This is a genomic window from Caulobacter sp. CCG-8, from assembly GCF_037402475.1.
Lineage (GTDB): Bacteria > Pseudomonadota > Alphaproteobacteria > Caulobacterales > Caulobacteraceae > Caulobacter.
This window is the reverse complement of the sequence record NZ_JBBEUD010000001.1, coordinates 292,531-311,360: the sequence shown is the minus strand read 5'-3', so window position 1 is coordinate 311,360 and position 18,830 is coordinate 292,531. Positions and strand designations below refer to the sequence as shown.

General features: G+C 67.7%; 21 protein-coding genes and 1 tRNA gene. 11 read left to right on the top strand and 11 right to left on the bottom strand.

Annotated features, from left to right (window positions below):
* Positions 1–7 precede the first annotated feature (7 nt).
* Positions 8–2,362: a transketolase gene (locus tag WAE60_RS01295; RefSeq protein WP_337684495.1), complete on the top strand. Its 2,355-nt coding sequence runs from the start codon at positions 8–10 to the stop codon at positions 2,360–2,362.
* 16 nt (positions 2,363–2,378) lie between these two features.
* Here the strand turns inward: WAE60_RS01295 and WAE60_RS01290 are convergent, their stop codons facing one another.
* The 3 genes from WAE60_RS01290 to WAE60_RS01280 are packed head-to-tail and all read right to left on the bottom strand — an operon-like array spanning position 2,379 to position 3,612.
* On the bottom strand, positions 2,379–2,732 hold the full coding sequence (locus WAE60_RS01290; protein ID WP_337684494.1) for a nuclear transport factor 2 family protein: 354 nt from the start codon (positions 2,730–2,732) through the stop codon (positions 2,379–2,381).
* Entirely contained in the window at positions 2,729–3,097 is a 369-nt protein-coding gene (locus tag WAE60_RS01285; RefSeq protein WP_337684492.1) for a nuclear transport factor 2 family protein, read from the bottom strand. The genes WAE60_RS01290 and WAE60_RS01285 overlap by 4 nt, the downstream gene beginning before the upstream one ends.
* A gap of 8 nt (positions 3,098–3,105) precedes the next feature.
* Entirely contained in the window at positions 3,106–3,612 is a 507-nt protein-coding gene (locus WAE60_RS01280; protein WP_337684491.1) for a cytochrome c family protein, read from the bottom strand.
* 290 nt (positions 3,613–3,902) lie between these two features.
* On the opposite strand from WAE60_RS01280, the gene WAE60_RS01275 reads away from it, so the two are divergent.
* The 3 genes from WAE60_RS01275 (at position 3,903) to WAE60_RS01265 (ending at position 5,451) form a co-directional block, all read left to right on the top strand.
* Positions 3,903–4,391: a GcrA family cell cycle regulator gene (locus WAE60_RS01275; protein ID WP_337684490.1), complete on the top strand. Its 489-nt coding sequence runs from the start codon at positions 3,903–3,905 to the stop codon at positions 4,389–4,391.
* A 40-nt stretch (positions 4,392–4,431) separates the two neighbouring features.
* On the top strand, positions 4,432–4,665 hold the full coding sequence (locus WAE60_RS01270) for a hypothetical protein (RefSeq protein ID WP_029916460.1): 234 nt from the start codon (positions 4,432–4,434) through the stop codon (positions 4,663–4,665).
* A gap of 261 nt (positions 4,666–4,926) precedes the next feature.
* The gene (locus WAE60_RS01265; protein ID WP_029916459.1) at positions 4,927–5,451 is read left to right on the top strand and encodes a MarR family transcriptional regulator; all 525 of its coding nucleotides are present in this window, start codon (positions 4,927–4,929) and stop codon (positions 5,449–5,451) included.
* On the opposite strand, the gene WAE60_RS01260 is transcribed toward WAE60_RS01265, so the two are convergent.
* From WAE60_RS01260 to WAE60_RS01245, 4 genes are all read right to left on the bottom strand, one after another.
* Positions 5,448–5,978, bottom strand: coding sequence for a GNAT family protein (locus WAE60_RS01260; protein WP_337684489.1), 531 nt, complete (start codon positions 5,976–5,978; stop codon positions 5,448–5,450). The two genes, WAE60_RS01265 and WAE60_RS01260, sit on opposite strands and share 4 nt — an antisense overlap.
* A gap of 122 nt (positions 5,979–6,100) precedes the next feature.
* Positions 6,101–6,523, bottom strand: a complete 423-nt coding sequence (gene arfB / locus WAE60_RS01255) for an alternative ribosome rescue aminoacyl-tRNA hydrolase ArfB (RefSeq protein ID WP_337684488.1) — start codon at positions 6,521–6,523, stop codon at positions 6,101–6,103.
* The gene (locus WAE60_RS01250) at positions 6,520–6,975 is read right to left on the bottom strand and encodes a YaiI/YqxD family protein (protein WP_029916455.1); all 456 of its coding nucleotides are present in this window, start codon (positions 6,973–6,975) and stop codon (positions 6,520–6,522) included. Before WAE60_RS01250 ends, arfB begins: the two co-directional genes overlap by 4 nt.
* Complete coding sequence (locus WAE60_RS01245; RefSeq protein WP_337684484.1) at positions 6,972–7,880, bottom strand: alpha/beta hydrolase; 909 nt, start codon at positions 7,878–7,880, stop codon at positions 6,972–6,974. Before WAE60_RS01245 ends, WAE60_RS01250 begins: the two co-directional genes overlap by 4 nt.
* A 504-nt stretch (positions 7,881–8,384) precedes the next feature.
* Here WAE60_RS01245 and WAE60_RS01240 point away from each other — a divergent pair.
* Complete coding sequence (locus tag WAE60_RS01240; RefSeq protein ID WP_197026750.1) at positions 8,385–8,558, top strand: hypothetical protein; 174 nt, start codon at positions 8,385–8,387, stop codon at positions 8,556–8,558.
* A 143-nt stretch (positions 8,559–8,701) separates the two neighbouring features.
* Positions 8,702–8,926 carry a hypothetical protein gene (locus tag WAE60_RS01235; RefSeq protein WP_029916451.1) on the top strand — a complete coding sequence of 75 codons (225 nt, stop codon included), beginning with the start codon at positions 8,702–8,704 and terminating at the stop codon, positions 8,924–8,926.
* Positions 8,927–8,938: 12 nt separating this feature from the next.
* Here WAE60_RS01235 and WAE60_RS01230 read toward each other — a convergent pair whose 3' ends face one another.
* Positions 8,939–9,583, bottom strand: coding sequence for a TetR family transcriptional regulator (locus tag WAE60_RS01230; protein ID WP_337684483.1), 645 nt, complete (start codon positions 9,581–9,583; stop codon positions 8,939–8,941).
* A 391-nt stretch (positions 9,584–9,974) separates the two neighbouring features.
* Between WAE60_RS01230 and WAE60_RS01225 the strand changes: the two genes are divergently transcribed.
* Positions 9,975–12,494 carry a TonB-dependent receptor gene (locus WAE60_RS01225; RefSeq protein ID WP_337684482.1) on the top strand — a complete coding sequence of 840 codons (2,520 nt, stop codon included), beginning with the start codon at positions 9,975–9,977 and terminating at the stop codon, positions 12,492–12,494.
* Positions 12,495–12,578: 84 nt separating this feature from the next.
* Here WAE60_RS01225 and WAE60_RS01220 read toward each other — a convergent pair.
* A tRNA-Thr gene (locus WAE60_RS01220) sits at positions 12,579–12,653 on the bottom strand.
* A gap of 132 nt (positions 12,654–12,785) precedes the next feature.
* On the opposite strand from WAE60_RS01220, the gene WAE60_RS01215 reads away from it, so the two are divergent.
* Genes WAE60_RS01215 through WAE60_RS01200 form a run of 4 tightly spaced genes read left to right on the top strand, consistent with a single transcriptional unit; the run spans position 12,786 to position 16,827 of the window.
* On the top strand, positions 12,786–14,105 hold the full coding sequence (locus WAE60_RS01215; RefSeq protein WP_337684481.1) for a serine hydrolase domain-containing protein: 1,320 nt from the start codon (positions 12,786–12,788) through the stop codon (positions 14,103–14,105).
* 44 nt (positions 14,106–14,149) lie between these two features.
* Entirely contained in the window at positions 14,150–15,112 is a 963-nt protein-coding gene (locus WAE60_RS01210; protein WP_337684480.1) for a zinc-binding alcohol dehydrogenase family protein, read from the top strand.
* Complete coding sequence (locus WAE60_RS01205) at positions 15,109–16,044, top strand: nitronate monooxygenase family protein (protein WP_029916440.1); 936 nt, start codon at positions 15,109–15,111, stop codon at positions 16,042–16,044. Before WAE60_RS01210 ends, WAE60_RS01205 begins: the two co-directional genes overlap by 4 nt.
* 15 nt (positions 16,045–16,059) lie before the next feature.
* The gene (locus WAE60_RS01200) at positions 16,060–16,827 is read left to right on the top strand and encodes an SDR family oxidoreductase (protein ID WP_035018987.1); all 768 of its coding nucleotides are present in this window, start codon (positions 16,060–16,062) and stop codon (positions 16,825–16,827) included.
* A gap of 5 nt (positions 16,828–16,832) precedes the next feature.
* On the opposite strand, the gene WAE60_RS01195 is transcribed toward WAE60_RS01200, so the two are convergent.
* Positions 16,833–17,684: an arginyltransferase gene (locus WAE60_RS01195; RefSeq protein ID WP_029916436.1), complete on the bottom strand. Its 852-nt coding sequence runs from the start codon at positions 17,682–17,684 to the stop codon at positions 16,833–16,835.
* Positions 17,685–17,891: 207 nt separating this feature from the next.
* Positions 17,892–18,794 carry a flagellar motor protein MotB gene (locus WAE60_RS01190; RefSeq protein WP_029916435.1) on the bottom strand — a complete coding sequence of 301 codons (903 nt, stop codon included), beginning with the start codon at positions 18,792–18,794 and terminating at the stop codon, positions 17,892–17,894.
* Between the last annotated feature and the right edge of the window lie 36 nt (positions 18,795–18,830).

The following is an 18,830-nucleotide window of genomic DNA, read 5'->3' as shown; positions in this document are numbered from 1 at the left end:
AGGAAGCATGGCTGAAGCCATTTTGGCGGCGAAGCGGCAGGAGCTTGCGCTCCTGCGTCGCATCGAGGAACGCATTCTCTGGCTGGCCTCGTGGACGATCCACAACGCCAACCATCTGCGTGAAAGCCGCGACGGGCTGAAGGTCGGCGGTCACCAGGCGTCCTGCGCCTCGATGACCACCCTGATGACCGCGCTCTACATGAAGGCGCTGCGGCCGCAGGATCGCGTGGCGGTCAAGCCGCACGCCAGCCCGGTGTTCCACGCCATCCAGCACCTGTTCGGTCGCCAGAGCCTGGAAAAGCTGAAGGCCTTCCGGGCCCTGGGCGGGGCCCAGTCCTATCCGTCGCGGACCAAGGACACGGACGACGTCGACTTCTCGACCGGTTCGGTCGGGCTGGGCGTGGCGATGACGGCGTTCGCCTCGCTGAGCCAGGACTATCTGGCGGCGCGGGGCGCGGTGAAGCCCGAGCGCATGGGGCGGATGATCTCGCTGCTGGGCGACGCCGAGCTGGACGAGGGCAACATCTACGAAGCCCTGATCGAGGCCTGCAAGCACGACATCCGCAACACCTGGTGGATCGTCGACTACAACCGCCAGAGCCTGGACGCGACCACCAAGGATCGGATGTTCACCCGCTACGGCGAGATCTTCGAAGCCGCGGGCTGGACCGTCGAGACCCTGAAGTGGTCGAAGCGCCAGCGCGAGGCCTTCGCCAAGCCCGGCGGGGCGGCGTTGCAGCAGTGGATCGAGACGGCCCCCAACGACCTCTACGCGGCCCTCAGCTACCAGGGCGGCGCGGCCTGGCGCGAGCGGCTGAACGCGGACCTGGCCGGCGACGCCGAGGCTCTGAAGTTGATCGCGACCTACAAGGACGTCGATCTCGGCGAGCTGATGACCGAGCTGGGCGGCCACTGCATGGAGACCATCCTGGAGGCCTTCGAGCGGGCCGGCCAGGACGACGCGCCGCGTTTCTTCATCGCCTACACCGTCAAGGGCCTGCGCCTGCCGTTCCAGGGCCACAAGGACAATCACGCCGGCCTGATGACCGAGTCCCAGATCGCCGAGCTGCGCGCCCGGCTCGGCGTGGTCGAGGGCGAGGAGTGGGACGCGCTGTCGGGCCTTTCCGCCGCTGAGCACACGGCCCTCAAGGGCCTGGTCGCCCGCGCCCCGTTCGCCGCCCAGGTGGAGCGCGAGCATGTCGCGCCCCGGATCGCCATCCCGACGGCCGACGAACTGCTGGCGCCGGTGCTGGGCGGCGGCGAGCAATCGACCCAGGCCGCCTTCGGCAAGGTGATGTTCGAGATCGCCCGCCGCGACGACGAGTTCGCCGGCCGGGTGGTGACCACCTCGCCGGACGTGACGGTCTCGACCAACCTGGGCGGGTTCGTGAACCGCCGGGGCGTGTTCCAACGCCGGGCGCACGAGGACGTCTTCAAGCGCCGACGCATCCCCTCGGCCCAGGTCTGGTCCAAGGCCGAGACCGGTCAGCACGTCGAGCTGGGCATCGCCGAGAACAACCTGTTCATCGCCCTGGCGGCCCTGGGCCTGACCGCGCCGCTGTTCGGCGAGCGGCTGTTCCCGGTCGGCACGCTGTACGACCCATTCATCGCCCGTGGGCTCGATGCGCTGAACTACGCCTGCTACCAGGACGCCCGCTTCCTGCTGGTCGCCACACCGTCGGGTCTGACCCTGGCCCCCGAGGGCGGCGCGCACCAGTCGATCGGTTCGCCGCTGATCGGCATGAGCCAGCCGGGCCTGGACAGCTACGAGCCGGCCTTCGCCGACGAGACGGCGGTGCTGATGGCCCACGCCTTCTGCCAGATCCAGGCCGAGCAGGGGGCTTCGACCTATCTGCGGCTCTCCACCCGGGTGATCTCCCAGCCGGACCGCACCGACGATACCTGGCGTCAGGGCGTGGTCGATGGAGCCTACTGGCTGCGGCCGCCGGCTCCCGGCGCGCGCCTGGCCATCGTCTATGCCGGCGCCCTGGCGCCCGAGGCCCTGGCCGCCTTCGAGGCGGTGCTGGAGGACGAGCCGGGCGCGGGCTTGCTGGCCGTGACCTCGGCCGACGTCCTGCATCGCGACTGGACCGCAGCGGGGCGCGCACGCTGGACCGAGGGCGGACCGCGCGTCTCGACCATCGAAACCCTGCTGGCCCCGCTGGCGCGGGATGCTGGACTGGTGACGGTCATCGACGGCGCGCCGTCGACCCTGTCGTGGCTGGGCTCGGTCCGGGGCATGCGCCTGCGGGCCCTGGGGCTGGAGACCTTCGGTCAGTCGGGCGATCTGCCGGACCTCTACGGCAAGTACCGCCTGGACGCCGACGCCATCCTGGACGCCTGCGCCGACCTGCTGATCTGACGACGGCGCGGATGGCTCAGGAGGTCGGGCCCAGCAGCTCGACCCCCTGGATCAGCCCGTCCGCCAGCGTATAGATCGCTGCCTGCCGGGTGTCCGACCACAGGTGGCCCGACGGCGAGTGGATCGAGGACTGGAATTCGGTCCGCACCCGTCCGTCCGGCAAGGTCTCGACCGTGATCAGGTCGAGGTCCGGCGCGAACTCGAACATGCGTCGGTAGAAGTCGCGGGCGGCGGCCAGGCCGTCGACCTCCCCGCCGTCGAGGAAATCCTCGAAGCGCACTTGGGCATGGGTCGTCGCCAGGACCGCCTCGAGATCGCGTTGCTCGATCGCTTCGTAGTAGCGGACGATCAGGTCGGTCGCCGCGCTCATGCTTCGCGCCCCTTGTCGAGGAATTCGATGTCCATCCGCGCGACCTTGCCGTCGCGGAGCGTGAAGACCTGGCGCTGACAGCTGTCGGACCAGATATGGCCCGCCAGGTTGCGGACGATCTGGTTGACGTCGACGGCGACCCGGCCGTCCGGCCGCGTCTCGAACGAGACGGGCGCGGCGTCGACGGTGATCATCTTGTCGTTCCGGGTCCAGTAGGCCGCCACGGCGTCGAGGCCGATCAGCCTCCCGCCCTGGATCTGATCGGGCCAGTCGACGTCAGTCGCCAAGAGGGCCGAGAACGCGGCCAGGTCGCGCCGGTTGTAGGCCTCGTAAAGCCGCGTGAGCAGCGCTTGGGCGTCGTCCATGCTCGGCCTCAGCCGTTCGGGGGTTTGTAGCCCGTCTCAACCTTCAGGTAGGCGATCAGATCGATGCGGTCCTTGGGATCGTGCAGGCCCGCGAAGGTCATCTTGGTGCCCGGCATGAAGCCGCGCGGATTGTCCAGCCACTTGTCCAGATGCGCGGCGTCCCAATCGAAGCCGGCGGCGGCGACGACGGGCGAATACTTGTAGCCCGGCTTGCTGCCCGCCTTGCGCCCGAAGACGCCGTAGAGGTTGGGGCCGGTCATGTCGGGGCCGCCCTCGGTGATGGTGTGGCAGGACCGGCAGAGCGCGAACTTGCTCTGGCCGTTCATCAGGTCTCCGGTGTTGTAGGGGGCGGGCAGGGCGGCCAGCAGGGCTTGTTTCTCGGCGTCGGTCGGCGCCGGCGTCGCCGCGGGCGTCGAGCTCGCCGATCCGTCGCCGGAGGCTTCTCCGCCGGGCTTCGAGCAACCGGCCAGGAGGAGGCTTACGACCGCCGCGGCGGCGAGGTGAAACTGACGCATTTACTGGTCCCCGACTGACATTATGCCGCAAGCTGTGCGGCGCGGCGCCGCATTCATTTCCTGGCCCAAATGTGGGCCTCGCATCCAATATATAACGTCGTTATCCGGTCAAGGTCTCGCCACCTTTCAGAGAGCGCCCTGCGACAACGCGCGTTATCCCACAGAATGTAAAAGCAAAATGCCCGATTACAAACCGTGGGTATGCACATAAAAAATTGACCGGAATTAACCATAAACGTACCCAGAAAGTCGTCGGAGGGGCTGCTCCGGCGACCGGGTAGGAAAAAATCATGGACTGGAACGAAGAGCGCACCGCCACGCTTCGCAAGTTGTGGCTCGAGGGGATGAGCGCCAGTCAGGTGGCGCGTCAGTTGGGCGGCGTCAGCCGCAGCGCGGTGATCGGCAAGGTGCACCGTCTGGGCATCACCGTTCGCGACATTCCCGCCCGTCAGCGCACCGCGGTGCGCACCGCCGTCCGAGCCCAACCTCGCGCTCGGGTCGCCCGCGAAGCCGCTTCCGTCCGTTCCGCCGTCCGCGTGATCGAGATCGCCGAGATGGCGCCGACCTCGAACATCCTCGGCCTCGAAACCCATTCCTGCCGCTGGCCGATCGGCAATCCCGACTCCCACGACTTCGGCTTCTGCGGTCGCGAAAAGACCGCCCGCGCCTCGTACTGCGACGAGCACGCCCGGGGCGCCTTCCGCAAGCTGGCCTCGCCCTCCGAGCTGAAGGCCTGGGCCCGCCAGCCGGCCGCCCAGATCGAACGCCACACCGCCTGATCACCTTCATCGCCTGAACCCAAGCTCCAGGACGACCCCCATGAACATGGTCTTGATCGAAAACACCGCCGGCAGCAGCCAGGTGATCACCATCATCGAAGAGTTCGCCGGTCATTCGGTGTCGCGCGACCTCAATCCCGGCGAGAACACCCGCATCCCGGTGGGCCAGTTCAAGTCGATCGTGGTGCGCGAGACCTATCCCGACGACTGGTTGACCCGGGCCCGCGCGCGCAACGCCACGACCCCGGAAGCGGTCGCCAACCGCGCCGCCTGATCGGGCCTTAGGCCCCCAAATGAGCGAGAAATGCACGGCCCCCGCGAACTTGTTCGCGGGGGCCGTCTTGTCTGGAACTGTATGGTTAGCGGTGACGTTAGGGCTCGATCGAACGGTGTTCGCTACCGTTCACGCCAGGGGGAACGGCGCTGAGTTCCAATAGATGCAAACGCGCGCTTTCGTGACCGCGCAAGCGGAGCCGTGATTGTGTGTGGCTTCCGCGTGTGAGATGAAGACGCGCCATTTGGCGTGGGGGGAACCATGTCAGAGCAGAAGCAAGGGGAGGGCCGCGGTTTGCCGTTGCCGACCTATGTCAGCTATCTGATGTACCAGACCGAACAGCATCGGCGCGCCTTGGCGGCCGACTGCATCGCGCAACACGGGTTGAGCTTCGCCAAGTGGGTGGCGCTGGCTTCCCTGGCGCGGTTCGGAGAATGCTCGATGACGCGCCTGGCGCGGTTGTCGGCGGCCGATCGCACGACCTTGACCCGATCGATCGACGGCCTGATCCGCGACGGCCTCGTCGAGCGGGGAACCCAGGCGTCTGATCGGCGCAAGGTGGTGGTTCGTCTGACCCCGGAAGGCCAGGAGATCCTGGGGCGGATCCGCGAAGACATCCATCCGATTAACCAGGAGGTCTGCGCCGAGCTAACCGTGGAGGAGCAGACCAATCTCGCGACCTACCTCCAGAAGATCCTCGGCGGGCTGATCACCGAGCCTGAGTGGAAGCACGAGGTGCTGTCCTATGGGCCGGGTCCGGTCGTACCGGCCTGGGAACGCGGCTAGGAATCCAGCTTCGCGGGCCGGCTGATGACCCATCGCGTGACGGGCTGACGGAAGTTCAGCGGTCCCGGCACCGTGATGTGGGTCTTCAGATATCGGAAGCCGGCCGATCTCAGCGTGCGGTTCGGCGCGGCGTTGAACGCGTGGGGTTCGCAGAACAGCCGCTTCAGCCGCAGTTGCTCGAAATAGAGTTCGACGCTGCGTCGCACCGCCTCGCCCCCGAGACCGCGCCGACGCTGGTCGGCCGCGGTGACGTGCAGATGCATGTGGGCGTGCTGGCCGAACACGATCTTGTCGGCGCTCGAGAAGCCGACGGGGCGCTCGTCGTCCAGCCAGGTCAGGAGCAGGGTCTCGCGGCGTTCCAGCGGCTGTCGGAAGACCACCTCATAATAGGCCCGCCAGTCCTCTCGCTTGGGCAGGCGCTCACGATCCACCCCGATGAGTTCCAAGTGGTCCGGGGGCGACGCATGGAAGTAGTCGATGATCAGATCGACCTCGGACTCCGCCATTTCTCGAACCACCAGGCTCATGGGCCGCCCCGCCGCCAGCGCTTGGCGGACTGTGATCAATATCCTTAAAAATTGTCCAGATATAAATACTTACGCCAAGGTTGAGCTTGCGATGGATGGCTCAACACGGTGGGCGTTGCAACTCAGTCATCCCCTCTCGGGCGCCCGCGCAGGGCCTTGACGCCCGCTCGCTTGCCCTTGGTCTCCAGCCGCTTGAGCTTGCTGGAATAGGTCGGTTTCGTCGGCCGTCGGGGCTTGGGCTTTTCGGTCGCGCGACGGATCAATTCAACCAGCCGGTCGCGGGCCTCCTGGCGGTTCATCTCCTGGGACCGGCTGCCCTGGGCGAACAGGACGATCACGCCGTCCTGGGTCAGGCGGCTGCCGGCTAGGGCTTCCAGCCGGGTCTTCACGTCATCCGGCAGGGTGGGGGAGTTGCGGACGTCGAACCGCAACTCGATCGCGGTGCTGGTCTTGTTGACGTGCTGGCCGCCGGGGCCCGAGGCGCGCGTCGCCTTCTCGACGATCTCGTCGTCCTCGATGCGCAGCCAGGAGGTGATCTCGATCATCGGACCACGCGCCTGGCCCTGACCACGGCCTGGTCGAGCGCCTGCAGGAACCTGGAGCGGTCGGCGGGACCAAAGGGCTTGGGGCCGCTGGTGACCTCGCCCATCGACCGCAGGTGCTCGCCGATCATCCGCGACGCCAGGGCCGAGCCGATGGTGTCGACGGTGAACAACCGCCCGGTCGTCCCCAGCGCCTGGCCGCCGGCCTTCAGCACGCGATCAGCAAGCGGGATGTCGTTGGTGATGACCACATCGCCCGGACCGGCCCGTTCGGCGATCCAGTCGTCGGCGATGTCGGGACCGGCGTCGACCACGATCTGCTCGATGGCGGGCGTCTGGGGGATACGGATCCAGCTGTTGGAGACCACGAAGGTCTTCAGCCCGTAGCGGGCGGCGACCTTGTAGACCTCGTCCTTCACGGGGCAGGCGTCGGCGTCGATGTAGAGAACGGTCATGGGCCGTCTCGTAGCGCCTTCCCGAGCCGGGCGCCAAGCGTCGCGACGGCCTCGACCGCCGCGGGCAGGACGTGGGTGAAGTTGACGAAGCCGTGGGCCTGGCCCGGATAGGTCTTCAACTCGACCGGCACGCCGGCCGCCTCGAGGGCCTGGGCGTAGGCGACGGCGTCGGGGTGGACCGGGTCGAGCAGGGCGCCGCTGACCAGGAAGGTCGGCGGGGTGGCCGTTCCGACGGCGTCCAGCAGGGAGGGCGCGCGGGCGCTGGCCAGTTGGGCGTTGATATAGGCCACCGCGAGGCGACCGATCAGCCGGGCGTCCCGCAACAGGGTCTGCGCCCAGACCTCGTCGTCCAGATGGACCAGCGGATAGAACAGGCCCTGGGCCTTCACCGCGCCGGGGCGGCGCGCGTTGGCCTCGGCGGCCACGGTGGCCGCCAGATAGGCGCCGGCGCTGTCGCCGGCCACGGCCAGGCGATCGGGATCGACGCCCAGTTCGTCCGCCTGGTCCAGCAGCCAGGCCAGCGCCGCCCGGGCGTCGTCGACCTGCGAAGGGAAGGGGTGTTCGGGCGCCAGGCCGTACGCGGCCGACACCACGCGGACGCCGGCGGCGTCGGCCAGGCGCTGGCAGAGGGCGTCGTGGGTCTCGATGTCGGAGATCACGAAGCCGCCGCCGTGGAAGAACAGGATCGCTGGCCCGACGGCGGGGGCCTGCATCGGCACGTAGAGCCGGGCGGCGCGTCGGCCGTTGGTGGCGGGATAGTCGAGATTGCGGATCTGGGCCAGGCGAGGAAGTCGGCGGTCGCGATGGGCGATGGCGAAACGCACGGCGCGGCGGACCCGCTCGAGCCCGAAGCGATGGGCGCCCGCCACCCGTTCGGCGAAGACGCTGGTCAGGGGCGCGTTCATCGGTCTTCCACCTTGGCCGTTCGAACGCGAGAAGGCTTATCCGGCCGGGGTTCGGCTGTCCATGACGGGCTTTCGGCTCGCGCCGGTCGGACGGAACGCGACTCAGGGAGATCGACTCACAAGCGGTCACGGGCGCGGAGGGCTTCGACTTTTCGCCCGTCGCGCGAACCCCCGCGCTCAGGGTTTGGGCAGCTGTGTTCCGGTTGCCCGCTTTGCGCACAACCAGGCGTTCTTCGAAGCTTCAGCGTGAGACGCGGCGGTCTTGCCCTTGATCGGCCGCCCCGGCGCACTAGTTATCAACCCGTGGAGCCGCCCTTGGCGCTCCTGCCCTTCCTGGGCGTTTCCTCCCTAATGACTGCCCGGCCTTCGCGCCGGGCATTTTTTTGTCCTGTGCGGCCGCACGTTCCGACGGCCGGGAAACACATCGCAACATGGCGACAACATCGCGATGGGACGGTCCCTGCGACCGCCTTCGGTCGCCACGTCTGGGAGGACAAGACGCAGATGACTTTCGCCAAACTATTCGGAACCGCCGCCCTGGCCGCCGCCGCCCTGAGCCTGACCGTCGCGGCTCCCGCCTCCGCGCGGGATTCACATCACCGCCACGAGCACAAGGTCTGCAAGTGGGAGCGCCATCACGGCCACAAGCAGAAGGTCTGCCGCTGGGTGCACAACTAGCCCAAACGGTGGTCCGGGCGGGGCGGGCGCCCGGACATCCTCCACGGACCACAGTTTGATCGACGCGCCCGCGCGCGCGCCGTAAGCTCGGACTTCAAGAGACCCGATCGTCGGCGACCCGGCGATCCCAGTGGAGACCGAGTATGGACAAGGCCGAAATCAATCGCGTCGTCGAGCGACACAAGGCCGAACAGGAGGCGCTCGACCAGCGCCTGGAGGCCCTGCGCAGCGGCAAGCTGCAGGTCGGCTCGCGCACGGACGACGGCGCGGTGCAGGACGAGACCCACGTCCACATCAGCGAACTGGAGCGGCTGCGTCAGTGGCTCGCCGAGAACGTCGCGCGCTACGAGGCGTTGCTGGGCGCCTAGGCCCGGGATCTGTCAGGCCTGGGGCGCGTCGTTCCTCAGGCCCTGCAGCCCCATCACGCCGATGGCGGCCATGAGCCGGTCGACCGTCACGCCCTCGACGGTCGGGACCCACTTGGCCAGCCAGATCAGCATGCCCAGCAGCAGCTGGACCACCAGGGACGACTCGCACGGCGTGATCGACCCATCCGCCATGCCGTCCTGGATGATCCGTTCCAGGCGGCGGGTCAGGTGCTCGCTGCAGGCGGCGATCGCGTCGCGCTGATCCTCGTCCAGATAGGACCGGTCGCCGAAATAGAGCAGGGGGCCGTTGCGGGCGGACTCTACCAAGAGTGCCCGCAGGAAGCGTTCCAGTCTTTCGAAACCGGCGCCGCCGTCCTGGTTGGTCTCGCTGAGGACCCGCTCGAACCGCTCCAGCGAACTCTGGTGGCAGGCGAAGACCAAGGCTTGCTTGTTGGGGAAATAGTAGTAGAGCGCCGCGTCGCGCAGATCGAGCGCCGCCGCGATCTCGGTCATGGTGGCCAGGGCGTAGCCCTTGACGTTGATGATCTCGGTGGCCGCCCGGAGGATGGCGTCCCGCTTCTTGGCCGATTTCGGGCTGTGCGACAGCGGTTTGTGACCGTCCGGCGTGGCCGTCACGGTCTCGTCTTCCCCGGTCAAGGTTGCGCGCTCCCCTGGTGTTCTCTTTACGGAACTTCCGCAGTGGTAGCGGTCTGACACCGCTTTGGGCAAGCACGCTGAAGAACGATGTTCTATTTCATCCTAAAATTTCTAACTTGCTCTAGAATATCTGGAGTGTACTAGAATCTGCCTTGGGACGTGAAAGCGCCGAAACAGGCGCTCGCGGCCCCGGGGGAAACTGAATGGCCGCGAACGCCGCGCAGGACCGAGTCTGCGTCCTCATCGAGGGCGACGTGTCGCGCGATGTCATCGCCGTACCGCTCAACCGAATCCGAAATCGCCGAGCCCCTCGTGTCCGCACGGGGCGGGCCGGTCCGCGTCGCGATTGCCTCGCACGCTGAAAACAAGAACAGATCCCAGGGAGAATAACGTGAAGAAGGTGCATTTCGTCGGCGCGTCGTTGCTGGCCCTGGCCGTGGCGGGGCCCGCCCTGGCCCAGGACCAGACGCCGCCCGCCAACGCCGCCGCGACCGTCGAGGAGATCATCGTCACGGCGACCAAGCGCGAGCAGACGCTGCAGGACGTGCCGATCTCGGTCGCGGTCACCGGCCAGAAGACCCTCGAGCGGGCCCAGATCCGCGACCTGATCGACCTGCAGTCAGTCGTGCCGTCCCTGAAGGTCCAGCAGTTCAACGCCGCCAGCCAGACGAACTTCGTCATCCGCGGCTTCGGCAACGGCAACGGCAATGACGGCATCGAAAGCTCGGTCGGCGTGTTCATCGACGGCGTCTACCGTTCGCGTTCGGCGGCGGCCCTGGACGACCTGCCCGAGGTCGAGCGCATCGAGGTGCTGCGCGGCCCGCAGTCGACCCTGTTCGGCAAGAACGTGTCGGCGGGCGCGATCAGCATCGTGACCAAGCAGCCGCAGTTCGAGTTCGGCGGCAAGGCCGAGGTCACCCTGGGCAATTACGACACGCGTCAGGTGAAGGCCACCGTCACGGGACCGCTGAGCGACACGGTAGCCGTGCGCCTGTCTGGCGGCATGAACGAGCGTGACGGCTACGCCACCAACCTCACCACCGGCAACGACGTCAACGACCGCGACCGCTGGTCGATCCGGGGCGACCTGCTGTGGGTCCCGACCGACCAGACCCAGGTCCGGATCATCGCCGACTACAACAAGATCACCGAAGTCTGCTGCGCGGTGAACTCGATCTACAACGGCCCGGCCACCCAGTTCATCGGCGCGCCTTCGCCTTTCGGCCTGGGCAAGCCGATCAGCGATCCGAACAAGATCTTCGACCGTGACGTGGTCTTCAACACCGACCCCTCCAACCGCCTGACCGGCAAGGGGATCTCGGGCCAGCTCGACCAGGACCTGGGCTTCGCGAAGCTGACGGCGATCACCGCCTATCGCGAACAGACCAGCGCCTCGTACCAGGACGTCGACTTCACCGGCGCCGACCTGGCCAACAAGGACGACGGCAACGACATCAAGACCTTCACCCAGGAACTGCGCCTGGCCTCCAGCAGTGACGGCCCGTTCAACTGGCTGATCGGCGGTTTCTACCAGGACGAGAAGCTGCAGACCGGCCGGACGATCAACTACGGCTCCGACATCCGCGCCTACGCCGAGGGCCTTAGCGGCCAGGTTCCGGCCGCCTTGCTGGCCGCCCTACCGGCGGGCATCCGCCCGGCGCTGACGGGCAAGTCCAATCTCTACGCCCTGGAGTTCCTGCAGAGCCTGGTGACGCCGTCGATCCATCCGGGCTCGACCTACTTCCAGGCCGGCCAGGGCATCGACGACGACTATTCGATGAAGCAGCGGTCCTATTCGCTGTTCGGCCAGGCCGACTACAAGATCACCGACAAGCTGACGATCACCGGCGGCCTGTCCTATCTGAACGACCGCAAGCGCGTGGTCTCGGACGTGGTGCTGCGTGACCCGTTCTCGGCCCTGAACCTGCAGAACGTTCCGCAGTTCACGGCCCTGGGCCTGCCGGCCAACCTCTACGGGGCCCTGGGCAGCCTGCAGTTCTACTACGGCAACACCACCAACCACGCGCCGGTCAACTTCCCCAACGCCAACGAGTCGGGCGAGCTGAAGGGCGACAAGGTCACCTACGCGGTCCGCGCCGCCTACGACTTCGGCTGGGTGAACGCCTATGTCAGCTATTCGACGGGCTGGAAGGCCGGGGCCTACAACCTGTCGTCCGACAGCCGGCCGCCGAACGCCAACGGCGTGGGCCGCACCGCCGCGCCCGAGGATGTCAGCGTCTACGAAGCGGGCCTGAAGGCCAACTTCCAGGGCGGCTACCTGAACCTCGCGATCTTCGACCAGTCGATCAAGGGCTTCCAGTCCAACGCCTATACCGGCATCGGCTACAGCCTGGTCAACGCCGGCGAGGAGTCGGTGAAGGGCTTCGAGGTCGACAGCGCCTACCGGCCGCTGGACTGGCTGTCGCTGACGGCGTCGGCGACCTATCTGGACCCGACCTACGACTCCTTCACCGGCGCAGCCTGCGTGAACTACGACACCGCCCGCTGCCCGGTGAATCCGGCCACCGGCCTGCGGCCCAACTTCCGCGACCTGACCGGCGACAAGCCGGCCGGGATCCCCAAGTGGACCGTATCGACCTCGGCCACCGTCTCGCACGACCTGGGCAAGGGCTACGCCGGCTATCTGCGCGTCGAGTACGACTACACCAGCAAGGTGCAGCTGAGCGAGACGACGCCGCCGGACGTCGGGACCTGGGGACAGAACATCGTCAACGCCAGCCTGGGCGTGACCGACGACGCGCACGGGCTGGAGCTGACCTTCTGGGGGCGCAACCTGACCGACGACGAGAGCCTGATCGCCACGTTCCCGACCGTGGCCCAGGACGGCAGCTACAGCGGCTATCCCACCCCACCGCGCACCTACGGCGTGACGCTGCGCAAGACCTTCTAGTCCTCCCCGGACACGAGCAGACTTCGCCGCCCGGTCCCTCGCGGATCGGGCGGTTTTCTTTTGGGCTGTCGGTGGGAGAAGGAGTGGTGCCGGATGCAGGGATCGAACCCGCGACCTTCGGTTTACAAAACCGCTGCACTACCGCTGTGCTAATCCGGCCCGCCGCTCGTCGAACGGGGCGTTCTCCTTAGCCGCATCGGCGGGGAGGGGGCAAGGGCGGCCGCGACGTGATCCATTGCCGCGTCATCAAAGCAAGCTAAGGTGCTTCCAAACAATCGTTTGGAGGGATGGATGCGGATTCGGCTGACGATGGCGGCGGCGATGGCGGCGATCGCCTTGGCCCCGATGACGGCGCACGCGGCGCCCAAGCCGGCGCCCGCCGCGATCCTGGCTCCCGCGACGCCCGAAGCCGAAGGCTTCTCGTCCGAACGCCTCAAGCGCCTGGACGGCTACATGCAGGGCCTGGTCGATCAGGGTCACCTGCCGGGCGCGATCACGCTGGTCGCGCGCCATGGCAAGGTCGTCAGCTACGAGACCTACGGCAAGAAGGCCATCGGCGGCGCGCCGATGACCAAGGACACGATCTTCCGGATCTATTCCCAGACCAAGCCGGTGACCGGCGTGGCGATGATGATGCTGTTCGAGGAGGGCAAGTGGCGGCTGGACGATCCGGTCACCAAGTTCGTGCCCGAGTTCGCCCATCTGCAGGTCTACAAGGGGCAGAACCCCGACGGGACCTTCATCACCGAGCCGGCGACGCGCGTGCCGACCATGCGCGAGATCATGAGCCACACCGGCGGTTTCGCCTATGGTCTGCGCACGGATCAACCGGTCGAGAAGGCCTATCGGGACAGCGGCCTGCTGGGTTCGAAGACCCAGGCCGAGTTCCTGGACAAGCTGGTCAAGCTGCCCCTGGCCAGCCAGCCGGGCACGGAATGGCGCTACAGCGTCTCGGTCGACATCCAGGGCCTGATCGTCGAGCGGCTGTCGGGCATGAGCCTGGCCGACTTCATGAAGAGCCGCATCTTCGATCCGCTGAAGATGACCGACACGGCCTTCTACGTCCCCGCGGCCAAGAGCGATCGCCTGGCCGCGCTCTACATCCCCGATCCCAAGACCCGCAAGCTGGTCCCGGCCGACAACTTCATGGTGCTGGACGTCACCAAGCCGCCTGTGATCGCCTCGGGCGGCGGCGGCCTGGTCTCGACCACGGCCGACTACGCCCGCTTCGCCCAGATGCTGCTGAACGGCGGCGAGCTGGACGGCGCGCGCATCCTGTCGCCGGGCACGATCAAGCTGATGGCGTCCAACCATCTGAGCGACATCGTGATGGCCGCGCCCGACGCCTCGTTCTCGCCTGGCAAGGGCGTGGGCTTCGGCCTCGACTTCGCGGTGGTCACCGATCCGGCCCGGGACGGCACGCTGCAAGGCGAAGGGACCTACAGCTGGGGCGGGGCGGCCGGGACCTGGTTCTGGATCGACCCGAAGAACGACCTCTTCATGCTGGGGATGATCCACATCCTGGCCAAGGACATTGATCCGGCCCTGGCCAAGATCAGCGATGACGCCTCGACCCTCGTCTATCAGGCCCTGGTCGATCCGGCGAAATAGGCAGGCCCTCGAAGGCAACGAAAACAAAGCTTAGGGAGCCCGTCATGAAGGCCGCCGTCTATTACGAAACCGGTTCGCCGGAGGTGCTGAAGTACGAGGAGGTCGCCGATCCGCCCTGCTATCCGAGCGGGGTGGTGATCCGCGTCGAGGCGGTCAGCATCGAAGGCGGCGACACCCTCAACCGCGGCGGCGGTCCGATGGCGGGCAGCCCGCACATCGTCGGCTACCAGGCGGCCGGCGAGATCGTCGAGGTCGGGGCCGAGGTCACGCACCTGAAGGTCGGCCAGAAGGCGGTGACCGTGAACGCCTTCGGCTCGCACGCCGAGCTCCGCAGCGTGCCGGCCCGCAACGCCTGGCCGATCCCCGAAGGGTTAGACGTCCGGGAAGCCGCGGCGATCCCGGTGCCGTTCGGCACGGCGCACGAGTGCCTGTTCGGGGCCGGCCATCTGAAGTCCGGCGAGACCGTGCTGGTCCAGGCGGGAGCCGGGGCCGTGGGCGTGGCGGCGATCCAGCTGGCCAAGCGGGCCGGGGCGACGGTGCTGGCCACCGCCTCCAGCGACGAGCGCCTGGAACGCCTGAAGCCCTTTGGCCTGGATCACGGGATCAACTATCGCCGCGACGACGTGGTCGAGCAGGTGATGAAGCTGACCAAGGGCGCCGGCGTCGATCTGGTGGTCGATCCGGTCGGCGGCCAGACCCTCCAGGCCAGCATCCTGGCCCTGGGCTATCGTGGCCGGATCTCGCTGGTCGGCCAGGCGGGCCGCGAGCCGACTAAGGTGGACGTGTCGTCGCTGATGGGCGGCAACCGCAGCCTGACGGGCGTGTTCCTGGGCGCCGAGATCATGACCGACCGCGTGCACGACATGATCCAGACCCTGATCGACGAGGCCGCGCGCGGCGAGCTGAAGGTGCTGATCGACCGGACCTTCCCGCTGTCGGAGGCCGCCGCCGCCCACGCCTATATCGAGAGCCGCCAGGCCGTCGGCCGGGTGCTGTTGATCCCATGACCAATCGCGTCCTGGCCCATACCGGCGCCAAATATCCGATCGTCCAGGCCCCCATGGGCTGGATCGCCCGCTTTCCGCTGGCCAGCGCCGTCTCGCGGGCCGGCGGGCTGGGGATCATCGAGACCTCGTCCGGCGAGACCGAGACCTGCAAGGCCGAGATCCGCAAGATGGCCGACAGCGGCCTGCCGTTCGGGGTGAACCTGCCGATCCTGTTCCTGAAGGACGATGCCATGCTGCGCTTCGTCTGCGAGAGCGGCGTGAAGTTCGTCACCACCTCGGCCGGCAGCCCGGCCAAGTTCGTGGGCCCGCTGAAGGACGCCGGCATCGTCGTCTATCACGCCGTGCCCACGGTCGACGCGGCGGTCAAATGCGTCGAGGCCGGCGTCGACGGCCTGGTGGTGGAGGGCGCCGAGGGCGGGGGCTTCAAGAACCCCGAGGAGGTCTCGACCCTGGTGCTGCTGCAGGCCATCCGCGCCCGGGTGGACGTGCCGCTCATCGCCGCCGGCGGCATCTGCGACGGCCGAGGCATGGCCGCCGCCTTTGCCCTGGGCGCCGAGGCCGTGCAGATGGGCACCCGTTTCGTCAGCGCCGCCGAGAGCCCGGTCCACGCCAATTACAAGGCCGCGATCACCGGCTCCAAGGAGACCGGCACCTGGGTGCTGAACAAGAAGGCCAGCCCCTGCATCCGCGCGCTGAAGTCCGAGCGGACCCGTGAAATCCACGAAGCCGGCCTGATGCCGCCCGACGCGCTGAAGGGCATCCTCGGCGTCTATTTCGGCGGCGACATGGAGGCGGCGCCCGCCCTGGCGGGCCAGACCGTCGGCCTGATCGACGAGGTCAAGCCGGCCGCCCAGATCATCGACGAGACCGTCGCCCAGTTCTTCGACATCACCCAGCGGATGGGCGCGCTCGCCGCCGGCCGCAGCTTCTGAGAGACCGATCCCATGATGCAGAATCTGTTTTCCCTGAAGGGCCGCGTGGCCCTGGTCACCGGCGGCTCGCGCGGCATCGGCAAGATGATCGCCGAGGGTTTCCTGACCTACGGCGCGCGCCGCGTGTACGTCTCGGCCCGCAAGGCCGCCGCCTGCGACGCGACGGCCGAGGAGCTGTCGGCCCTGGGCGAGTGCATCTCGCTGCCGGCCGACGTCTCGACGCTGGAGGGCATCAACGGCCTGGTGGCGCGGATCGCCGAACGCGAGGACAAGCTGGACATCCTGGTCAACAACGCCGGCGCGGCCTGGGGCGCGGCGTTCGACGAGTTCCCCGAGAGCGGCTGGGACAAGGTCGTGGACCTGAACATGAAGACGCCGTTCTTCCTGACCCAGGCCCTGATCGGCCACCTGCGGGCGGCGGGCAAGGAGCACGTGGCCAAGGTGATCAACATCGCCTCGATCGACGGCCAGTCGGTGGCCCGCGAGGAGACCTATCCGTATGGCGCGTCCAAGGCGGGCCTGCTGCACATGACCAAGCGCATGGCCCTGCGGCTGGCGCCCGACAACATCGCCGTCAGCTGCATCGCCCCGGGGGCGTTCGCCTCCGACATGAACCGGGTCGCCCGCGACCATGCCGAGGCGGTGTCGAAGGCCATTCCGGCGGGCCGGATCGGCACGACCGAGGACATGGCGGGGACGGCGATCTTCCTGGCCTCGCGGGCCGGGGACTATGTGACGGGCTCGGCCGTCACCGTGGACGGCGGGGTGTCGTTCGCGCGCTAGGGCGCTCAGGGCTTGCCCGGGCTGGGGAAGCCGCCCAGCTCGGCGGGTTCGGCGTCGCTGAGCTCGACCCCGGCGTTGGAGCCGCAGCCGACCGGCTTGGGCGGACGCGCGCCGCGCTCGCGGGCCGACATCAGGGCCCAGCCGCCGGGCTTGAGGATCTCCAGCGGCGAGAAGCGCGCCTTGTAGGCCATCTTCTCGCTGCCCGGCACCCAGTAGCCCAGATAGACGTAGGGCAGGGCGTTCAGCTGGGCCTGCAGGATGTGGTCCAGGATGATGAACGAGCCCAGGCTGCGCTTGGTCAGGCTGGGGTCGTAGAAGCTGTAGACCAGCGACAGGCCGTCGGCGAGCACGTCGACCAGCACGCAGGCGATCAGGTCGCCCGGGCCGCGGTCCTTCGAGCGCAGGCGGTATTCGATCAGGTGGGTGCGGACCGCCGTGTCCTCGACCATGGCCACGTAGTCGGGCCAGGTCATCTCGGCCATGCCGCCGTCGGCGTGGCGGGTCAGCAGGTAGCGGCGCAGCAGTTCGAACTGCTCGAGCGTGGCCTCGGCCTCGACCAGGTGGCGTTCCAGGTCGGCGTTGCGGGTCAGGACCTTGCGTTCCGAACGCGAGAAGACGTAGTCGCCGGCCGGGGCGCGCGCCGACTGGCAGGCGCGGCAGGTCTCGCAGGCGGGGCGGTAGGCGATGTTCTGCGAGCGGCGGAAGCCGACCTGGGTCAGGCTGTCATTGACCGTCGGACCGTCGGACAGCGGCAGGTGGGCGAACACCTTCCGTTCCTCGCGGCCGGGCAGATAGGGGCAAGGCGTGGGCGCCGTGAGGAAGAAGCGCAGCTGTCGCGTCGGAAAATGCTGCGTCACGGAAAGCGCCCGATCCCTCTAGTGGCCTGGAGCCTGAGGGCAGGCTCCATTTTTAACACTTAGAGCGTGGCAGGCGCCGAAACCGGCAACCACTTTCGGCTGCCACGCTCTAACCCGCGTAACCGGGCTGAAACACGATTAGGCGGCATCCGCGACGGTTGCGCAAGCTGTGCAGCACGCTTGAGCGTCATCACTTCACGGGACGCCTCAGAGCCCATCGGGAAGCACCGGCTTTTCGCGCAGGAGCACGATGGAGATGCGGCGGTTGCCGGGCAGGGTGGGATCGTCCGCGTACAGCGGCTCGGAATTGGCCTTGCCCGAGACCTGGTAGATGCGGTCCTCGTCCACCCCGGCGCCGCGCAGGATCTGACGCGAGGCGTCGGCGCGGCCGGCCGACAGGGCCCAGTCGCTGTCGGCGCGCTTGCCGGCCGAACTGGCGCTGGTGTGGCCCGAGATGGTGATGCGGTTGGGCAGCTGGTTGATCACCTTGGCCACCGCGCGCAACAGGATGCGGGCCCGGTCGTTCGGGTCGCGCGAGTTCTCCTTGAACATCGAGCGGCCGTCCTGGTCGACCAGCTGGATGCGCAGGCCTTCCGGGGTCTGGTCGATGAGGATCTGCTTGGACAGCTCGGCCAGTTCCGGCATCTCCTGCAGCGACTGGCGCAGCGACTGGGCGGCCGAGGCGAAACTGTCCTGCTCCTTCTTGGCCAGAGCGTCGCGCAGGGCCTGCTCGCTGGCCGAGTCGAGATTGGCCGAGGCGGTGCTCTGGCCGTCCTTGTCGGTTTCCTTGGGGGCTTCGGGGGCCATCTGCTGGATGACCGACATCTTGCCGTCGGCCTTGGCGCCGTCGTCGCCCAGCGAGGTGCCGCCCAGGATGCCGCCCGAGCCGCTGGTGCTGGACGAGATCGAGGCCGGCGCGAAATAGTCGGCGATGCCCTGTTTCTGCTCGGGGCTGGTCGTGTTCAGCAGCCACATCAGCAGGAAGAAGGCCATCATCGCGGTCACGAAGTCGGCATAGGCGACCTTCCAGGCGCCGCCATGGTGACCATGGCCGCCGCCCTTCTTGACCTTCTTGATGACGATGATCGGCTGGTCGCCGCTGACGGCCATTGCACTTAAGCCTGTTTAACCCTGTTCGAGCGAAGG

Bases quoted from the DNA above. Each gene is read 5' to 3' on its own strand.
- WAE60_RS01250 (WP_029916455.1), bottom strand. From the start codon at position 6,975: ATGACCGTTCTCTACATCGACGCCGACGCCTGCCCCGTGAAGGACGAG.
- WAE60_RS01190 (WP_029916435.1), bottom strand. From the start codon at position 18,794: ATGGCCGTCAGCGGCGACCAGCCGATCATCGTCATCAAGAAGGTCAAG.
- WAE60_RS01200 (WP_035018987.1), top strand. From the start codon at position 16,060: ATGCAGAATCTGTTTTCCCTGAAGGGCCGCGTGGCCCTGGTCACCGGC.
- WAE60_RS01275 (WP_337684490.1), top strand. From the start codon at position 3,903: ATGGACTGGAACGAAGAGCGCACCGCCACGCTTCGCAAGTTGTGGCTC.
- WAE60_RS01295 (WP_337684495.1), top strand. From the start codon at position 8: ATGGCTGAAGCCATTTTGGCGGCGAAGCGGCAGGAGCTTGCGCTCCTG.
- WAE60_RS01240 (WP_197026750.1), top strand. From the start codon at position 8,385: ATGACTTTCGCCAAACTATTCGGAACCGCCGCCCTGGCCGCCGCCGCC.
- WAE60_RS01290 (WP_337684494.1), bottom strand. From the start codon at position 2,732: ATGAGCGCGGCGACCGACCTGATCGTCCGCTACTACGAAGCGATCGAG.
- arfB (WP_337684488.1), bottom strand. From the start codon at position 6,523: ATGATCGAGATCACCTCCTGGCTGCGCATCGAGGACGACGAGATCGTC.
- WAE60_RS01235 (WP_029916451.1), top strand. From the start codon at position 8,702: ATGGACAAGGCCGAAATCAATCGCGTCGTCGAGCGACACAAGGCCGAA.
- WAE60_RS01210 (WP_337684480.1), top strand. From the start codon at position 14,150: ATGAAGGCCGCCGTCTATTACGAAACCGGTTCGCCGGAGGTGCTGAAG.
- WAE60_RS01285 (WP_337684492.1), bottom strand. From the start codon at position 3,097: ATGGACGACGCCCAAGCGCTGCTCACGCGGCTTTACGAGGCCTACAAC.
- WAE60_RS01270 (WP_029916460.1), top strand. From the start codon at position 4,432: ATGAACATGGTCTTGATCGAAAACACCGCCGGCAGCAGCCAGGTGATC.
- WAE60_RS01280 (WP_337684491.1), bottom strand. From the start codon at position 3,612: ATGCGTCAGTTTCACCTCGCCGCCGCGGCGGTCGTAAGCCTCCTCCTG.
- WAE60_RS01205 (WP_029916440.1), top strand. From the start codon at position 15,109: ATGACCAATCGCGTCCTGGCCCATACCGGCGCCAAATATCCGATCGTC.
- WAE60_RS01265 (WP_029916459.1), top strand. From the start codon at position 4,927: ATGTCAGAGCAGAAGCAAGGGGAGGGCCGCGGTTTGCCGTTGCCGACC.
- WAE60_RS01260 (WP_337684489.1), bottom strand. From the start codon at position 5,978: ATGAGCCTGGTGGTTCGAGAAATGGCGGAGTCCGAGGTCGATCTGATC.
- WAE60_RS01215 (WP_337684481.1), top strand. From the start codon at position 12,786: ATGCGGATTCGGCTGACGATGGCGGCGGCGATGGCGGCGATCGCCTTG.
- WAE60_RS01245 (WP_337684484.1), bottom strand. From the start codon at position 7,880: ATGAACGCGCCCCTGACCAGCGTCTTCGCCGAACGGGTGGCGGGCGCC.